Consider the following 16,918-nt stretch of genomic DNA (forward strand, 5'->3'; position numbering starts at 1 on the left):
AAAGTAGTATGTTTTTAAATTATATAAAGGATTTTTACGTAAAAAAAAAATTAAAAAACAGTTTGCACAATTTAAAAAGTAATATACTTTCAGTTGGAATACAAACCGTTGGTTTACTCATTGATGCGAGTCATTTTACAGAAAAAGAAGCGCTGATTAAGGAGTTGATAGCAAACGGAATTCCAGAGAAAAGCATCAAAACGATAGTGTACAAAGATAGATTTAAGTTAAATGATGTAAATTCACAACCTGGTTTCAGTGATAAACATCTTAGTTGGAATGGAGCAATTGAAAATCCAAATGTGAATGATTTTATAAATGAAAAGTTTGATTTACTCATAAGCTATTACGATGTAGAAAAAGCAATATTAATGCTGATTACACATAATTCAAAAGCAGTATTTAAAGTAGGTTTTTCAACAATCGATAAAAAATTAAATCATTTGACCATTGGTACGAACGTCAAAAATTATAAAGTTTTCACAGATGAATTATTCAGATATATAAAATTATTTAAACAAAATATAATACAATAATATGCAATCAATAATAGGAACTGGTGTTGCCCTTGTAACTCCATTTAAAGAAGATTTTTCAATTGACACCGAAGCATTAAAAAGAATTGTAAATTTTTCAATCGATGGCGGAATTGAATATTTGGTAATACTTGGTACAACTGCCGAAAATGCTACATTGTCTCAAGAGGAAAAAGAATTAGTTATCAAAACAGTCATCGAAGCTAATAATGGCAGTTTGCCTTTGGTTTTAGGAGTTGGCGGAAATAACACTATGAAAGTAGTGGAAGAGCTTAAAACGAGAGATTTATCTTCATTTGTGGCCGTGCTTTCTGTTTCTCCTTATTACAATAAACCAACACAAGAAGGAATTTACCAACATTTCAAAGCAGTTGCTGAAGCATCTCCAATTCCAGTGATTTTGTATAATGTTCCGGGCAGAACAGCAAGTAATATGTTACCATCGACAGTTTTGCGTTTGGCGAATGATTTTAAAAATGTTGTGGCTATCAAGGAAGCAGCAGGCGATATCGTACAAGCGATGCAATTATTAAAAAATAAGCCAAAAGATTTCCTTGTAATATCTGGAGATGACATGATTGCCTTACCGATGGTTTTGGCGGGCGGATCAGGCGTTATATCCGTAATTGGACAAGGATTTCCCAAAGAATTTTCAGAAATGATCCGTTTGGGTTTGAATAGAAAAGTGGATGAAGCATTCAAAACACAATACATTTTAGATGACGGTATTGATATGATTTTTGAACAAGGAAATCCTGCAGGAATCAAACAAGTGTTTCTATCACTGGGTATAGCTGAAAACATTGTTCGTTTGCCATTAATAAAAGTCGATGAATCGTTGGCAGTACGAATTGACCAATTTGTTAAAAAAATCAATAAACTTGGGTAATAAACCTTATATTTTTTTAAACAAAAATATATTTTGAAGTAGCTAAATTAATAACTAAATTTGCCACCGAAACTTCGGTATGATTTTTTATGTTAAAATAAACTGTGAAAATCAGAAAAAAAGTAAAAAAATGAAAAAAATAATATCGCTATTGCTTCTTGTTGTTGTCGTTAGTTCTTGCAATGAATATCAAAAAGCATTAAAAACCGAAGATGTTGCTGTGAAATTTGATATGGCAACTAAATTATATGATTCAGGTAAATATACTAAAGCGATTCGTCTGTTTGAGCAAATTGCTCCAGCATACAGAGGGAAGCCACAAGCTGAAAAGTTGTTTTATATGTTTGCTCAATCGTATTACAAAACCAAACAATATTATTTAGCCGGTTATCAATTTGAAAGTTTTGTTTCAGGTTATCCAAAAAGTGAAAAAATTCAAGAAGCGGCTTACTTAGGTGCAAAAAGTTATTCAATGCTATCGCCAGTATATAGTTTAGATCAAAAAGATACCTTTAAGGCTATTGAAAAATTACAAGCATTTATCGATAATTACCCTAACTCGCAATATTTGGCTGAGGCAAACCAAACTGTAAAAGTGCTAACTGAAAAAATAGAAAAAAAGGTATATGAAAATGCAAAAGGATATAACACTATATCAGATTATAAATCAGCAATAGTTGCGTTTGATCTTTTTTTAGGAGATTATCCGGGAACAATATATAAGGAAGATGCGCTGTTTTATAAATATGATTCTGCTTACCAATTAGCAATTAACAGTATTCCTGCAAAAATGGAAGAAAGATTAAATGTTGCAAAAACGGCACATTCAAATCTTATAAAGTTTGATGCAAATACAAAATACAAAAAGACGGCTGACGAAATGTTAGCTAGAATTGAAAAAGATTTACAAAAATTTAATAAATAAAGTCATGGATTTAAAAAAGACGAATGCTCCGGTAAATACAATAACTTACAACAAAAACGTTATTGAAGAACCTACTGGTAATGTGTATGAAGCGATAACCATTATGGCTAAAAGAGCAAACCAAATCAATTCTGAAATCAAAAAAGAATTGACAGAGAAATTGGAAGAATTTGCTACATATAATGACAGTCTTGAAGAAGTTTTTGAAAATAAAGAACAAATTGAGGTTTCTAAATTTTATGAAAAATTGCCTAAGCCACATGCTTTAGCGGTTCAAGAATGGTTAGACGGTAAAATTTACCACAGGGATTCAAATAAATAATAGTACAATGTCAGTTTTAAACGGTAAGAAAATTTTACTAGGTATTTCTGGTGGGATTGCAGCCTATAAAACAGCTTCATTAGTACGACTTTTCATAAAAGCAGGTGCACATGTCCAAGTGATAATGACACCTGCTTCTAAGGATTTTATAACTCCATTAACGTTATCTACGTTATCTAAAAATCCTGTTTTTTCAAGCTTTTATAATCAAGACGACGATAATGAAAAATGGAACAATCATGTTGAATTAGCTCTTTGGGCTGATATAATGGTTATTGCGCCTGCCACTGCAAATACTCTGTCTAAAATGGCAAACGGTACTTGTGATAATCTTTTGATTGCGGCTTATTTATCTGCAAAATGCCCCGTTTATTATGCTCCTGCAATGGATTTGGATATGTATAAACATCCATCCACAATTGCTAATTTTTTCTCTTTGACTCAATTTGGTGACACTATAATTCCTGCTGAAAGTGGAGAATTGGCTAGTGGACTTTCCGGAGAAGGCAGAATGGCTGAACCAGAACATATTATTGCATTTATTGAAGCTGATTTAGAAAGCAGCTTGCCATTGAAAGGGAAAAAAATATTAATTACTGCCGGTCCCACATACGAAGCGATAGATCCTGTACGTTTTATTGGAAATCATTCATCAGGAAAAATGGGTTTTGATATTGCTTCAAGTGCTGCAAATTTAGGTGCCTCGGTAATACTCATTACTGGCCCTACACATTGTAAAGTAGCTAATACATTAATAAAAGTAATTCCTGTAGTTTCTGCTCAAGAAATGTATGATACTTGTCATCAGTATTATGCTGATGTTGATGTTGCGATTGCCGCTGCCGCTGTTGCGGATTATAAACCAAAAAACGTTGCGCTACAGAAGATAAAAAAGAGTGCAGATGATTTTACTATTGAACTCGAAAAAACGAAAGATATCTTAGCCTCTTTGGGAGAAATCAAAAAAAATCAGTTTTTAATTGGTTTTGCTTTAGAAACAGAAAATGAAATTGAGAATGCTAAGTTGAAAATTCAGAAAAAAAACTTAGATTTGATTGTTTTAAATTCATTACAAGATTTAGGAGCTGGTTTTGGGAAAGCTACAAATAAAGTTACCTTTATAGATAAGTTTTTCAATATTGAGCCAATGGATTTGAAATCAAAGGAAGCAGTGGCTGATGATATATTAAACAAAGTAATAGAGCATTTTTTATGTATAAAATAATTACTTTTCTTTTTTTAATTACTTTTGGGCTTACACAAGCGCAACAGTTAAATTGTGTTGTCACAGTAAATTCGCAAAAATTAAGTAATGCCAATCAACAAGTTTTTAAAACTTTAGAAGCATCAGTAAGTGAATTTATAAATAAAACAGATTGGACAGGACAGACTTTTAAACAAAATGAAAAAATTAATTGTTCGATGTATATTACTGTTTTATCGAACAACTCTGATCAATTTACGGCAACAATACAAGTACAATCATCAAGACCTGTTTTCAATTCATCTTATTCCTCTCCAGTATTAAATTATAATGATAAAGATTTTAGTTTCAGGTATACTGAATTTGAAAATTTAATTTTTAATCCAAGTTCTTTCGATTCAAATTTAGTGTCTGTGTTAGCTTTTTATAGCAATATAATAGTAGGGATGGATGCGGATACTTTTGTATTGCAATCAGGAAATCCTAATTTTGAAGTTGCACAAAATATTTCGAATGTTGCACAACAAGGTGGATACAAAGGATGGACCCAAAGCGATGGTAACCAAAACCGTTACTTTTTGATAAACGATTTATTATCTCCAACATTTGTTGACATTAGACAAACCTTATTTGATTATCATACGGGATTAGATTTGATGAATCAGGATTTGAAAGCTTCAAAAGAGAGAATAAAAGCCTCTTTATTTAATTTGTCAAAATTGAATAATTCAAGACCAAATGCATTTTTAACTAGGATATTTTTTGACGCTAAATCAGATGAAATAGTTTCCATATTTTCTGGTGGACCCAGTATTACAATTTCAGATTTAGTGGATAATTTGAATAAAGTATCGCCCTTAAACTCGAGTAAATGGGCATTAATTAAGTATTGATTGATTTTTCAATTTGCTAAATACTCCTTGTTCTTCATCACAAAACAAATTTAAATGATTACCTCTCTTTCGATAAAAAATTATGCGCTTATAGAAAAATTAACCATTGATTTTTCCAAAGGTTTTTCAATAATCACTGGAGAAACTGGTGCGGGTAAATCAATAATATTAGGAGCTTTAGGCCTAGTTTTAGGAAAAAGAGCCGACTTGACATCGTTGAAAAACAAAGAAGAAAAGTGTATTATTGAAGCTCATTTTGAAATTTCAAAATATAATTTGCGTCCTTTCTTTGAGGAAAATGATTTGGATTATGAAGACGACACTATTATTAGACGTGAAATTCTGTCTTCGGGAAAATCACGAGCGTTCATAAATGATAGTCCTGTAAATCTTCAGGAACTTCAGGAATTGAGTTTGTTTTTGATTGATATTCATTCGCAACAACAAACCCAAGAACTTTCGGATGAAAATGTTCAGTTCGAAATTATTGATGCAATTGCAAATAATCAATTGACTATTTTGGATTATCAAATTCTTTTGAAAAGTTATAAATCAGATAAATCGAAACTAAATTCACTGCTGAAAAGACAAAGTGAATCTAAGAAAGAGCAAGAATACAATACTTTTTTATTAGATGAATTAGTTGCTGCACAATTGAAATCTGGCGAGCAGGAAGTTCTTGAGGCCGATTTTGAAAAGTTGAATAATGTTGAGATTATAAAAGAATCAATAGATAAATCGTTGGCTATTGCCAATGAAGAACAAATAGGAGTTTTGCATAATTTGAATGAAATCAAGATTTCATTGCAAAAAATTGCTTCTTTCTCTACAGAATATCATTCCTTATTAGAAAGAGTAACAAGTATAACAATTGAATTTGATGATATCTCAGATGAGTTAAACAGATGCTCAGAGAAACTGATTAATGATCCGGAACAATTAGATTTAATAAGTCAAAAGTTGCAAGTAATTTTTAATCTGCAAAAGAAACATCAAGTTTCTTCAGTAGATGAATTATTGGAAATTCAAACCAATTTAGAAAATTCAGTTTTAGAATTAGGAAATTTAGAAGAAGAAATTACTGCATTGACAAATTCAATTCAGAATAAAACAATAGCATTAGATGATTTTTCGGATGCAATTCATAAGAATAGATTGGACTCAATTCCTGTTTTATCTCAAAAATTGATTACCATTTTAGAAACTTTGGGAATGCCTAATGTTCGTTTTAAAATAGAACTTAACGGAACTTCAACGTATTTACCGAACGGAAAAGACGAACTTCAGTTTTTATTTTCTGCGAATAAAGGAACAGATTTCGGCTTACTGAAAAAAGTGGCTTCTGGTGGAGAAATGTCCAGAATTATGCTTGCTGTGAAGGCGATATTAGCACAATATTCAAAATTACCAACATTAATTTTTGATGAAATTGACACTGGTGTTTCGGGTGAGATTGCAATTAGAATGGGAGAAATCATGAAAGAGATGAGTCAGGAAATGCAAATTTTTGCCATCACCCATTTACCTCAAATCGCTGCAAAAGGAAATGCACATTTCAAAGTATTCAAATCGACTATTGGTGAGGACACACAATCCGAATTAAAGTTATTAAACAATGAAGAAAGAATTGTCGAAATAGCTCAAATGTTATCTGGAACTATCGTTTCTGATTCGGCCTTAAATCACGCAAAAGCCTTGCTGAATTAATTTTTAGCTTTATATTTGTTTCCTTTTAAGAAAAAGGAATTGTGTGGTATTACCAAAAATAATTTCAAGGATAATAAATTTAAGAATAACAAAATATGATTATAGAACCTAGAATGAGAGGATTTATTTGTACGACATCTCACCCAAAGGGATGTGAACAAAATGTTAAAAATCAAATTGAATATATTAAATCAAAAGGTCCTATTGCGGGAGCTAAAAAAGTATTGGTAATTGGAGCTTCAACCGGTTTTGGACTGGCTTCCAGAATTACAAGTGCTTTTGGTTCAGATGCAGCAACTATCGGCGTATTCTTTGAAAAAGCACCTTCTGAAGGGAAAACCGCTTCACCGGGTTGGTACAATTCTGCAGCTTTTGAAAATGAAGCGCATAAAGCTGGATTATACGCAAAAAGCATTAATGGCGATGCTTTTTCAAATGAAATTAAAAGACAAACATTAGATTTAATAAAAGCTGATTTAGGTCAAATTGATTTGATTATCTACAGTTTAGCTTCTCCTGTTCGTATGCATCCGGTTACCGGTGTTTTGCACCGTTCTGTTTTGAAACCTATCGGAAGTACTTTTACCAATAAAACCGTTGATTTTCATTCAGGTAAAGTTTCAGAAATTTCAATTGAGCCTTGCAGTGGTGATGATATTGAAAATACGGTTGCCGTTATGGGTGGTGAAGATTGGGGTATGTGGATTGATGCTTTAAAAGCAGAAAATCTATTGGCTCCAGGAGCTACAACAGTTGCTTATTCTTACATTGGACCATCATTGACGGAAGCAGTTTACAGAAAAGGAACTATTGGCCGTGCTAAAGATCATCTTGAAGCGACTGCATTTGCCATCACTAACAGTTTAGCTGATATTGATGGGAAAGCATTTGTTTCTGTAAATAAAGCGTTAGTAACACAAGCAAGTTCTGCAATTCCTGTTATTCCATTGTATATTTCTTTATTGTATAAAATAATGAAAGAAGAAGGAATTCACGAAGGTTGTATTGAGCAAATTCAACGATTATATCAAGAAAGATTATACACTGGAAATGAAGTTCCAGTTGATGAGTCAGGAAGAATCCGCATCGACGATTTAGAAATGCGTGCTGACGTTCAAGAGAAAGTGGCAAAATTGTGGATTGAAGCTGTAACTGAAAATTTATCTGAAATGGGAGATTTAGAAGGATACAGAAAAGATTTTTACAATCTATTTGGCTTCGACGTTGAAGGAGTAGATTATAAAGCGGATGCAAACGAAGTAGTAAACATCGAAAGTATCGCTTAATCCAATTACTAAATTGAATATTTAGTTTCCGTAATGCATCTTAATTTCACAATGGTATTATTCATTTCGAAATTAAGGTGCATTGTTTTTATAAAAAATACATTTAAAATAATTGAATTATGTACAACTTACTAAAAGGAAAAAGAGGAATTATTTTTGGTGCCTTGGATGAAAATTCTATAGCATGGAAAACGGCTGAACGAGTGCATGAAGAAGGAGGGATTTTTGTTCTTTCGAATGCGCCGGCTGCCATGAGAATGGGAACTATTGATCAACTCGCTCAAAAAACAGGTTCTCAAATTATAGCTGCGGATGCTACATCTGTTACTGATTTAGAAAATTTAGTAGATCAAGCAATTGAAATTCTTGGAGGAAAAATTGATTTTGTTTTACACTCGATTGGAATGTCTGTAAATGTTCGAAAAGGAAATCACTATACAAATCAGAATTATGATTATACGGAGAAAGGCTGGAACGTATCTGCGGTTTCTTTTCATAAAGTAATGCAGGTTTTGTATAAAAAAGACGCGATGAACGAGTGGGGAAGTATTGTAGCTTTGTCTTATATGGCAGCGCAACGTGTTTTTCCGGACTATAATGATATGGCTGACAATAAAGCATATTTAGAATCTATAGCCCGCAGTTTTGGCTATTTCTTTGGAAGAGATAAAAAAGTAAGAGTGAATACTATTTCGCAATCTCCAACGGCTACAAAAGCAGGTCAAGGTGTAAAAGGTTTTGGTGGATTTATAGCTTTTGCCGAAAAAATGTCTCCCTTAGGAAATGCCTCGGCTTTAGATTGTGCTAATTACACCGTATCCATGTTTTCTGATTTGACCAGAAAAGTAACTTTGCAAAATTTATTGCACGACGGTGGGTTTTCAAATATGGGAGTGAGTCAAGAAGTGATGGAAATGTTTGAATAAATAAATTTATTTTTTATAAACCATCAACTGCTATTTGATGGTTTTTTTATGGATAAAGATTACATTTGTTAAAATTTTCTCGTCAATAAAATCAATACCTAAATACCACATTCAAGAGTATGTTATTTTCCTTAATCATTCCAGTTTACAATCGTCCAGAAGAGGTAGATGAACTTTTAGAAAGTTTGTCAGAATCTGATTATAATGAAATTTTTGAAATTGTGATTGTTGAAGATGGCTCAACAGTAAGATGTCAAGATGTTGCTCAAAAATATGGTGTCAAATTAGATATCTCATACTATTACAAAGAAAATTCAGGACCCGGAGATTCAAGAAATTATGGGATGAAAAAGGCGAGAGGGGATTATTTTATCATCTTTGATTCGGATTGTATTATTCCAAAACATTATTTAACGGAAGTTGATAATGCTTTGAAACAAAATTATGTAGATTGTTTTGGAGGGCCAGATAAAGCTTTGGATAGTTTTTCAGATATTCAAAAAGCAATCAATTTTGCCATGACTTCATTCCTTACTACAGGTGGAATCCGCGGCGGTTCAGAAAAAATAGATAAATTTCAGCCCCGAAGTTTTAATATGGGTTTGTCTCGAAAAGCTTTTGAAGCATCAAAAGGTTTTGGAAATATTCACCCGGGGGAAGATCCAGATTTATCCATACGTTTATGGAACTTAGGTTTTGAAACCAAACTTTTTCCTAAAGCATTCGTCTACCATAAACGAAGAATAGACTGGAATAAGTTTTCTGTTCAGGTGAACAAATTTGGAAAAGCAAGACCTATTTTAAATAGCTGGTACCCCAAATATAATAAAATTACTTTTTTCTTCCCTACCTTCTTTTTAGTAGGATTTATTTTAGCAATTGTTTTATTGATTTTTAATCATGATTTACTGCTAAAATTTTATTTTGGTTATTTTTTGGTACTATTTTTGGTGTCTACGTACCAGAATAGGAGTCTAAAAATAGGCTACTTATCTTTAATTGCCGTTTGGAAGCAGTTTTATGGTTATGGAACAGGATTTTTAGAATCATTTGTAAAAATCATCATTCTCAAACAAAAACCACAAGAAGCTTTTCCAGAGTTATTTTTTAAAGTATAATATGACAAAAATTATTGGTTTAACGGGCGGTATAGGCAGCGGAAAAACAACTATTGCCAATGAATTTCTATCTTTAGGAATTCCCGTTTATATTGCTGATGATGAAGCGAGAAAGTTAATGCAGTCTACCGAAGTTGTCAATGCCGTTAGAGCTGTATTTAGTAATTCAGGTTTTGAAAATAATAAATTAAACAGAGAAAAACTTGCCGAAATAGTATTTAGTGATCCTAAAAAACTGGAGCAACTGAATACTATTGTTCATCCTGCCGTAAAAAGACATTTTGACGAGTGGATTTTAAATCATAAAGATGTTCCTTTTGTAATTTATGAAGCAGCCATTTTGTTTGAAAGTGGAGGTTATAAAAATTGCGATTTAATAATATCTGTCACAGCACCTTTAGAAACAAGGATTCAAAGAGTAATCGATAGAGATAAAACGACACGAGAGCAGGTTTTAAAAAGAATAAATATGCAATGGGATGACGAAAAACGCATTTCAAAAAGTGATTTTGTCATTAAAAACACAAATATTGAAGAAACAAAGTCGGAAATTGTTAAAATTCTTAAAATTTTAAAGATTAAACAAAATGTTACTTAGATGTTAATGTTTGGTTAATGTATTATTTAATATATTGTTAAAATACTAATTTTGTTTCGATGAATAAACTTTTTTTTAGAGTACTGGTATTATTGATGAGCTTATCCTTGATTGGGATAATTCTGGTTCAAGTTTACTGGTTCAATACATCATTCAAAAATAATGATGAGCAATTTAAATTTCATGTTAAACAAGTTATTGGTAATGTTGCTGATATAATTCAAAAACAAGAAACCTATAATTTTTATGATAAAATAAATCATATCAAGGATAGTACCGGAAAGCTTCCCAAAAAAGATGATTTATTGCAGTTTTATTATGTTCAGAAAAATCCTAAAACGAATAAAACTATTATTTATTCTAACAGTATTATAGCTGAAGACTACAATATTTCTCCGCCGTTCTTTGATAAAAAATTTGATAGTGAAAAATTCAAGAGCTTTAGTTCTAAGCGAGTAACAGAAGTTTACAATAACAATAATATTGATAATACAGGTATTAATCAAAGTTTAATTCCTGATGTTAGAATTGAAAAATCAGGAAATCTCGATATTTTAGATAATGCAATCTTTGAAATTTCTTCAAAAGATGTTCTGTCTGCGATGCCTCTAGACGAACGTGTTTCCACGGATGTTTTACAGAAATTGATTAAAAAAGAATTAGAGGAATATGGTGTAAATACAAAATTCGAATTTGGAATTTATAGTAATAATTTGGCAACAAAAGTAAAATCAAAAGATTTTAAATATGATAAAAATGCCACTTATTCAATCCCCATCTTTACGGATAATGAAGGAAATAGCAAATATCAATTATTAGTAACTTTTCCGCATAAAAAGAAATATCTATTATCTGATCTCGTTAGTATAACCATCCTGTCAATAATATTTACGCTTATTATTCTCATTGCTTATTCTAGCGCATTGAATCAATTGATTCGTCAACGTCATATATCTGAAATCAAAACAGATTTCATTAATAATATGACACATGAATTTAAAACGCCTATTGCAACTATCAATTTAGCTTTGGATGCTATTAAAAATCCAAAAATAATAGATGATAAAGAAAAGGTATTTCGGTATCTTCAAATGATTAGAGATGAGAATAAACGGATGCATGCTCAAGTAGAAAACGTTCTGCGGATTTCTAAATTAGAGAAAAAAGAATTAGATATAGCTAAAGAATCTTGTAATTTGGAAGAAATTATTAATGAGGCAATTGAGCATGTAAATTTGATTTTAGAAGACAGAGAAGGTACAATTACAACGCATTATGATGCGACAAGAGAGACTGTTTTGTTGAATGATGTTCATTTTACAAATGTACTTGTGAATATTTTGGAAAATGCAATCAAATACTCTCCTGATGTTCCGAAAATTGATGTTTTTACTGAAAATGTAAAAGACATGGTTATCATTAAAGTAAAGGACAATGGATTAGGAATGGGTAAAACTGCTCAGAAAAGAATTTTTGAAAAATTTTATAGGGAGCATACTGGGGACTTGCACAATGTCAAAGGGCATGGTTTAGGTTTATCTTATGTAAAAAGAATTGTTGAGGACCATAATGGTCAAGTTTATGTAGAAAGTGAAAAGGGGAAAGGAAGTACCTTTATAATAAAATTACCATTAATAAATTAAAATATGGAAAATGTAAATAAAAAAATACTTTTAGTGGAAGACGACCTGAATTTTGGTGCGGTACTAAAAGATTATTTGATGCTGAATGATTTTGATGTTACTTTAGCGAAAAATGGAATGGAAGGGTTTGAAAAATTCAAAAAAGATACATTTGATTTATGTATTTTGGATGTTATGATGCCATATAAAGATGGTTATACGCTTGCAAAAGAAATCAGAGAAAAAAACAACGAAGTGCCAATCATTTTTTTAACAGCAAAATCTATGAAAGAGGATGTTTTGAAAGGATACAAAGCTGGTGCCGATGATTATTTAAACAAACCTTTTGATTCTGAAGTTCTTTTGATGAAAATTAAAGCGATTATTCAAAGAAAATCATCAGATACTAAGGCAGAACAAGCACAATTTGAATTTAACATAGGTAAATTTCACTTTAATTCAAAACTTCGTTTTTTAACTTTTAATAATGAAGAGCCAATTAAATTGTCTCCTAAAGAGAATGAGTTGTTAAAAATGTTAATTCTTCATGAAAATGATTTGATGCCAAGAGAATTGGCCTTAACCAAAATATGGAGAGATGACAACTATTTCACATCAAGAAGTATGGATGTGTATATCGCTAAACTAAGAAAGTATCTTAAACTAGATGAAGATGTAGAAATCCTTAATATTCATGGTGAAGGATTTAGACTAGTTGTAAAAAACAAAGTAGCATAAGAAAAAAGCTTCCAAAAATCGAGGGCACTGAAAAAATACCTCTAAATAAAAAGGCTTAAACTTTCTTTACATTAGTTTAAGCCTTTCTTATATTTTTAAATTAAACCTTTTCAATCTCAATTAGGCGATTTTTAGAGCGTTTATCTCATTTTTTTATTATGATTTTGTTTCTATTTTTTATGTGAGAATTTTTTTAGTGAACTCCAGAAATCGAAGCCATTTGTTTTGGAATTATTTTATTGTGCTTATTGATAATCGTACTCTTTTGTCTGTGGCGAGGGTTTTATGAAATTAAAAATTCATCCTATTTCCAATTCAATTGTAAAGCGAAGCTGGTTTTATCTTCTTTTGTGATGCTAAAAATAGTTTCTTTTTCATTCAAATTCTCGTGAATAATTACCTTGTCTTTTAAAGATAACTCTTTCAGAAAATTCATTTCGAAACTTTCAATTTTTTGTTTTAGAATTAGTTTTTCTTCAACCAAATCTAAACACCATTCCAGATATTTTACATTATTTACATGATTTACAATATCTAAATCGGACAAGAATACCGTTTTTTCAAAAACAATCTCTTTTTCATGATTCAAATTAATTTTTGAAAAACCATGTTTTGTAGCTCTTGCATCAGGATATAATTCAAAATGTTCGAATGGTAAAGCCAAGCCTTCAGGTCGGCGAATTTTAGTATTGAAAACTGCCCAAAAAGTCTCGGAACCTACAATCTTCTTTCCATTAACATACATTTCCAGCGCACGTACAGAACGAGAATTTTCTAAAGAATTAATCCATGTTTTTACTGTCACTACATCACCCCATTTAGGCAAAGCATCGATTTCAACTCGCATTCTGCTTAAAACCCAAGCTTGGTTGAATTCCTGCATGTCCGAAAAACTAATCCCTCCAATCTCTGAATGTGCCGCAGCTGTCAGTTGAAGAATATTGCATAAGTCTGTATATTTTAAATTACCATTTGGAGCGCATTGAGTAAAATTGATTTCCCAGTCTTTGCTTAAAATGGAAGTAAAATTTGGAGCTATTGGCATATAGATAATTATTAATTATGAATGCGTATTCTTAGATTTAAAATTTTTTACTTTTTTGAATTGATATAATCAACAATTTCTTCATATGGAGTTTCAAAATCAAACCATTTTGTATGTTCATTTCTTTTGAACCACGTCAGTTGGCGTTTTGAAAACCGTCGGGTATTTTTCTTTATTTCTTCGATGGCAAATTCCAATGTGATTTCACCATCAAAATAACTGAATAACTCCCTATAACCCACGGTTTGTAGTGCATTCAATTCCTTATTTGGAAATAAACTTTTGGCTTCAGCCAATAAACCTTCGTTCATCATGATATCAACCCGTTGATTGATTCGGTTATAAATTATCTTCCTATCAGCTTCTAAACCAACAAGGATAGGAGTGAACTTTCGACTGTTTTGCTTCTGATTCAAAAAGGAAGAATACGGTTTTCCAGAGCCCACACATACTTCTAGAAAACGCATCATTCGTTGCGGATTTTGTAAAGTTTGCGGATTTTCTATGAGTAGGGTTTTATAATAATCAGGATCTAATGCTTCCAGTTTTTGCTGTAAATACCCAATTCCTAGTTTTTCATAATTAGCCGTTGTCTCTAAACGGACTGCAAGATCAATTTCGGGGAATTCATCAAAACCTTTTAGTATGGCATCGACATACAAACCAGATCCACCAACTAGAATCACATAATCATTAGTCAAATACAATTCGTCGAGTTTAGCCATAGCGTCTTTCTCGAAATCGCCAACTGTGTAATTTTCAAAAATAGATTTATTTTGGATGAAATGGTGTTTTGCAGCCGCTAATTCTGATTTGCTGGGAACTGCTGTTCCAATGGTCATTTCCTTAAAAAACTGTCGGCTGTCACAGGAAATAATTTCGCATTTGAAATAATCTGCTAAAACAATGCTCAAAGAAGTTTTTCCAATGGCTGTAGGTCCAACTATAGTAATTAAATATTTCATGTTTGTTATAAAGAATGACTAAAATTAAATTCAAATAAAACTTAAAACTTAATAATTTTTAGTGTTTTACTTTTTCGAACATGACCTTTTATAATATTCTTAGTATCCCTGTTATTTTGCATTGGTATAATAATATTTTTAAGGATTTCAATATTCTGAATTTGATAATTCAAATCATAAAAAGCATATCCTCTATAAATCCCATTTTCTATTAAAACAGCGCTTCTCTCGTTGATTGTTCTTCCTCTATCAATCAATACCATATTTTGATTTTCAAATGTATTTTTGTCAATAAAGCCTTGAACTCTCGCATTGTATTCTTCCGGAGAAATTTGTCCAATGCAGGCGCCGTCACACTCTTTTATGCTGTATTGAAAACAGTTTGTTTTAGTGACATATAAACCTGTCATTTTTTGACACAAATTGTAAGCCGAAGTAATTCTAAACAACGCATTTTTTCCTTCCTGCAAGGAAGTAAACGAAGTAATTTCTTTTTTTCGGCCATCTGCTTTTTGCAATTTTAAATTGAGATAGCCTTTTTCATCTTTTTCCGCGTACAAAGCCAGTTGAAAAATACTCTTCCTTTGTGCTCGGTTGTGAATAGGTTTGTTGATTTTTATTTCTTCACTTTCTTTCAATAAAGCGATCAATTCACTTCCGGTTTCATCGTAGGTTACCGTAAAGACTTCAGCTTGAATTTTTTTGCATTTGGGAGAAGTTCCTGTGAAATGCTGGTTGACACGTTTTTTAATATTTAGGCTTTTGCCAATATAGACTAAGTTGCCTTTTTCATTATGAATGTAATAGATGCCAGTTGTAGAAGGTAAACTAGCAATTATATCGAGTAGTTTTGGAGCAATTCCTTTTTCGACTTCGAGTTTGATAAAATCTTTCACGATTTCTTTTTCTAAATCTTTGTCTAAAAGCATTTTAAATAGCTTTACTGTAGCCATTGCATCACCACTTGCCCGATGTCTATCGGCCATTGGAATTCCAAGTGCACGGACTAGTTTTCCTAAACTATAGGATTGTTGTTCCGGAATTAATTTTTTGGCAAGTTCAACGGTACAAAGTGTTTTGGCTTCAAAATCATAGCCTAATCGTCTAAACTCCGTTCGAAGAATTCTGTAATCGAAAGAGGCATTGTGTGCTACAATTACGCAATCATTCGTCATTTCAATAATGCGTTTTGCTACTTCAAAAAATTTGGGAGCAGAGCGCAGCATGGCATTATTAATTCCAGTAAGTTTTACAACAAACGGCTGAATTGGGATTTCTGGATTGACCAAACTAATAAATTGGTCAACAACCTCATGTCCGTCAAATTTATAAATGGCGATTTCAGTTATTCCCTCTTCGTTAAATTGTCCTCCTGTGGTTTCTATGTCAAGTATTGCGTACAAATTTTTTGTTTAATGTTTAATGTTTCAAGTTATGAAACATCCGAAGTCAAAAATCGTTAATCGAAAATTGAAAATCAAATTCTTCCTCCAAAGATACTACTTCCTATTCGAACCATGGTGCTTCCGCATTCAATTGCGAGTTGATAATCTCCAGACATTCCCATGGATAATGTAGAGATACACTGCAGTGAATTTGTACTGCGAATGGTATCAAAAATCGATTTTAGATGTGTAAATTCTTTTTTGATTTGTTCTTTATCATATGTAAATGTTGCCATTCCCATCAATCCTACCACTCGAATATTTTTCATTTCTTGAAAATCATTGGAAGATAAAAGTGAAGACAATTCCTCTTTATTAAGACCAAATTTAGTTTCCTCTTCGGCAATATGAATTTGCAATAAGCAATCAATAACCCTGTTATATTTTTGTGCTTGTTTGTTGATTTCCTGCAATAATTTTAAACTATCTACTCCATGAATCAGGCTCACAAATTGCGCCATAAATTTGACTTTATTTGTCTGAACATGACCAATCATATGCCATTGAATGTCTTTGGGCATTTGTTCCCATTTCTCAGTCATTTCCTGAATTTTGTTTTCTCCAAAAATGCGCTGTCCTGCTCCATAGGCTTCCATCAGGTCCGGAATCGGTTTAGTTTTAGAAACAGCCACTAAGGTTACATGTTCCGGTAATGTGGATTTTATTGAAAGTAGGTTTTGAGCTATCGACATTTTTTCG

Annotated in this window: 17 protein-coding genes; 13 read left to right on the forward strand and 4 right to left on the reverse strand. The window is 31.8% G+C overall.

Features of this window, described 5'->3' with window-relative positions; translation table 11 throughout:
• Positions 1-8 precede the first annotated feature (8 nt).
• The 13 genes from C4S35_RS11205 (at position 9) to C4S35_RS11265 (ending at position 12,764) form a co-directional block, all read left to right on the forward strand.
• Positions 9-536 (forward strand): DUF6913 domain-containing protein, encoded by a 528-nt coding sequence (locus C4S35_RS11205; RefSeq protein WP_104000251.1) that lies wholly within the window; start codon positions 9-11, stop codon positions 534-536.
• A 1-nt stretch (position 537) separates the two neighbouring features.
• A complete protein-coding gene (gene dapA, locus C4S35_RS11210; RefSeq protein ID WP_104000252.1) occupies positions 538-1,425 on the forward strand; it encodes a 4-hydroxy-tetrahydrodipicolinate synthase in 888 nt (295 codons plus the stop codon).
• A 130-nt stretch (positions 1,426-1,555) separates the two neighbouring features.
• Positions 1,556-2,350 (forward strand): outer membrane protein assembly factor BamD, encoded by a 795-nt coding sequence (locus C4S35_RS11215; RefSeq protein ID WP_104000394.1) that lies wholly within the window; start codon positions 1,556-1,558, stop codon positions 2,348-2,350.
• 4 nt (positions 2,351-2,354) lie between these two features.
• A complete protein-coding gene (locus C4S35_RS11220; RefSeq protein WP_035671643.1) occupies positions 2,355-2,672 on the forward strand; it encodes a DNA-directed RNA polymerase subunit omega in 318 nt (105 codons plus the stop codon).
• A gap of 7 nt (positions 2,673-2,679) precedes the next feature.
• Complete coding sequence (gene coaBC / locus C4S35_RS11225; RefSeq protein WP_104000253.1) at positions 2,680-3,897, forward strand: bifunctional phosphopantothenoylcysteine decarboxylase/phosphopantothenate--cysteine ligase CoaBC; 1,218 nt, start codon at positions 2,680-2,682, stop codon at positions 3,895-3,897.
• Entirely contained in the window at positions 3,885-4,769 is an 885-nt protein-coding gene (gene porD / locus C4S35_RS11230) for a type IX secretion system protein PorD (protein ID WP_104000254.1), read from the forward strand. Before coaBC ends, porD begins: the two co-directional genes overlap by 13 nt.
• A gap of 54 nt (positions 4,770-4,823) precedes the next feature.
• Positions 4,824-6,476, forward strand: coding sequence for a DNA repair protein RecN (gene recN, locus C4S35_RS11235; RefSeq protein ID WP_104000255.1), 1,653 nt, complete (start codon positions 4,824-4,826; stop codon positions 6,474-6,476).
• 95 nt (positions 6,477-6,571) lie between these two features.
• Positions 6,572-7,762: an enoyl-ACP reductase FabV gene (fabV, locus tag C4S35_RS11240; RefSeq protein ID WP_104000256.1), complete on the forward strand. Its 1,191-nt coding sequence runs from the start codon at positions 6,572-6,574 to the stop codon at positions 7,760-7,762.
• Positions 7,763-7,881: 119 nt separating this feature from the next.
• Complete coding sequence (locus C4S35_RS11245) at positions 7,882-8,688, forward strand: enoyl-ACP reductase FabI (protein WP_104000257.1); 807 nt, start codon at positions 7,882-7,884, stop codon at positions 8,686-8,688.
• Between the two features lie 119 nt (positions 8,689-8,807).
• Positions 8,808-9,806, forward strand: a complete 999-nt coding sequence (locus C4S35_RS11250; RefSeq protein WP_104000258.1) for a glycosyltransferase family 2 protein — start codon at positions 8,808-8,810, stop codon at positions 9,804-9,806.
• 1 nt (position 9,807) lies between these two features.
• Positions 9,808-10,404, forward strand: coding sequence for a dephospho-CoA kinase (gene coaE, locus C4S35_RS11255; protein WP_104000259.1), 597 nt, complete (start codon positions 9,808-9,810; stop codon positions 10,402-10,404).
• A gap of 59 nt (positions 10,405-10,463) precedes the next feature.
• On the forward strand, positions 10,464-12,047 hold the full coding sequence (locus tag C4S35_RS11260; RefSeq protein WP_104000260.1) for a sensor histidine kinase: 1,584 nt from the start codon (positions 10,464-10,466) through the stop codon (positions 12,045-12,047).
• A gap of 3 nt (positions 12,048-12,050) precedes the next feature.
• Positions 12,051-12,764: a response regulator transcription factor gene (locus C4S35_RS11265; protein ID WP_073206317.1), complete on the forward strand. Its 714-nt coding sequence runs from the start codon at positions 12,051-12,053 to the stop codon at positions 12,762-12,764.
• Positions 12,765-13,068: 304 nt separating this feature from the next.
• On the opposite strand, the gene C4S35_RS11270 is transcribed toward C4S35_RS11265, so the two are convergent.
• From C4S35_RS11270 to C4S35_RS11285, 4 genes are all read right to left on the reverse strand, one after another.
• Positions 13,069-13,809, reverse strand: coding sequence for an acyl-[acyl-carrier-protein] thioesterase (locus C4S35_RS11270; RefSeq protein ID WP_104000261.1), 741 nt, complete (start codon positions 13,807-13,809; stop codon positions 13,069-13,071).
• Between the two features lie 47 nt (positions 13,810-13,856).
• Positions 13,857-14,774, reverse strand: a complete 918-nt coding sequence (miaA, locus tag C4S35_RS11275) for a tRNA (adenosine(37)-N6)-dimethylallyltransferase MiaA (RefSeq protein ID WP_104000262.1) — start codon at positions 14,772-14,774, stop codon at positions 13,857-13,859.
• Between the two features lie 41 nt (positions 14,775-14,815).
• Positions 14,816-16,177, reverse strand: a complete 1,362-nt coding sequence (locus C4S35_RS11280) for an exonuclease domain-containing protein (protein ID WP_104000263.1) — start codon at positions 16,175-16,177, stop codon at positions 14,816-14,818.
• Positions 16,178-16,251: 74 nt separating this feature from the next.
• Entirely contained in the window at positions 16,252-16,911 is a 660-nt protein-coding gene (locus C4S35_RS11285) for a YggS family pyridoxal phosphate-dependent enzyme (RefSeq protein ID WP_104000264.1), read from the reverse strand.
• Between the last annotated feature and the right edge of the window lie 7 nt (positions 16,912-16,918).

Source organism: Flavobacterium urumqiense (genome assembly GCF_900108015.1).
GTDB classification, from domain to species: domain Bacteria; phylum Bacteroidota; class Bacteroidia; order Flavobacteriales; family Flavobacteriaceae; genus Flavobacterium; species Flavobacterium urumqiense.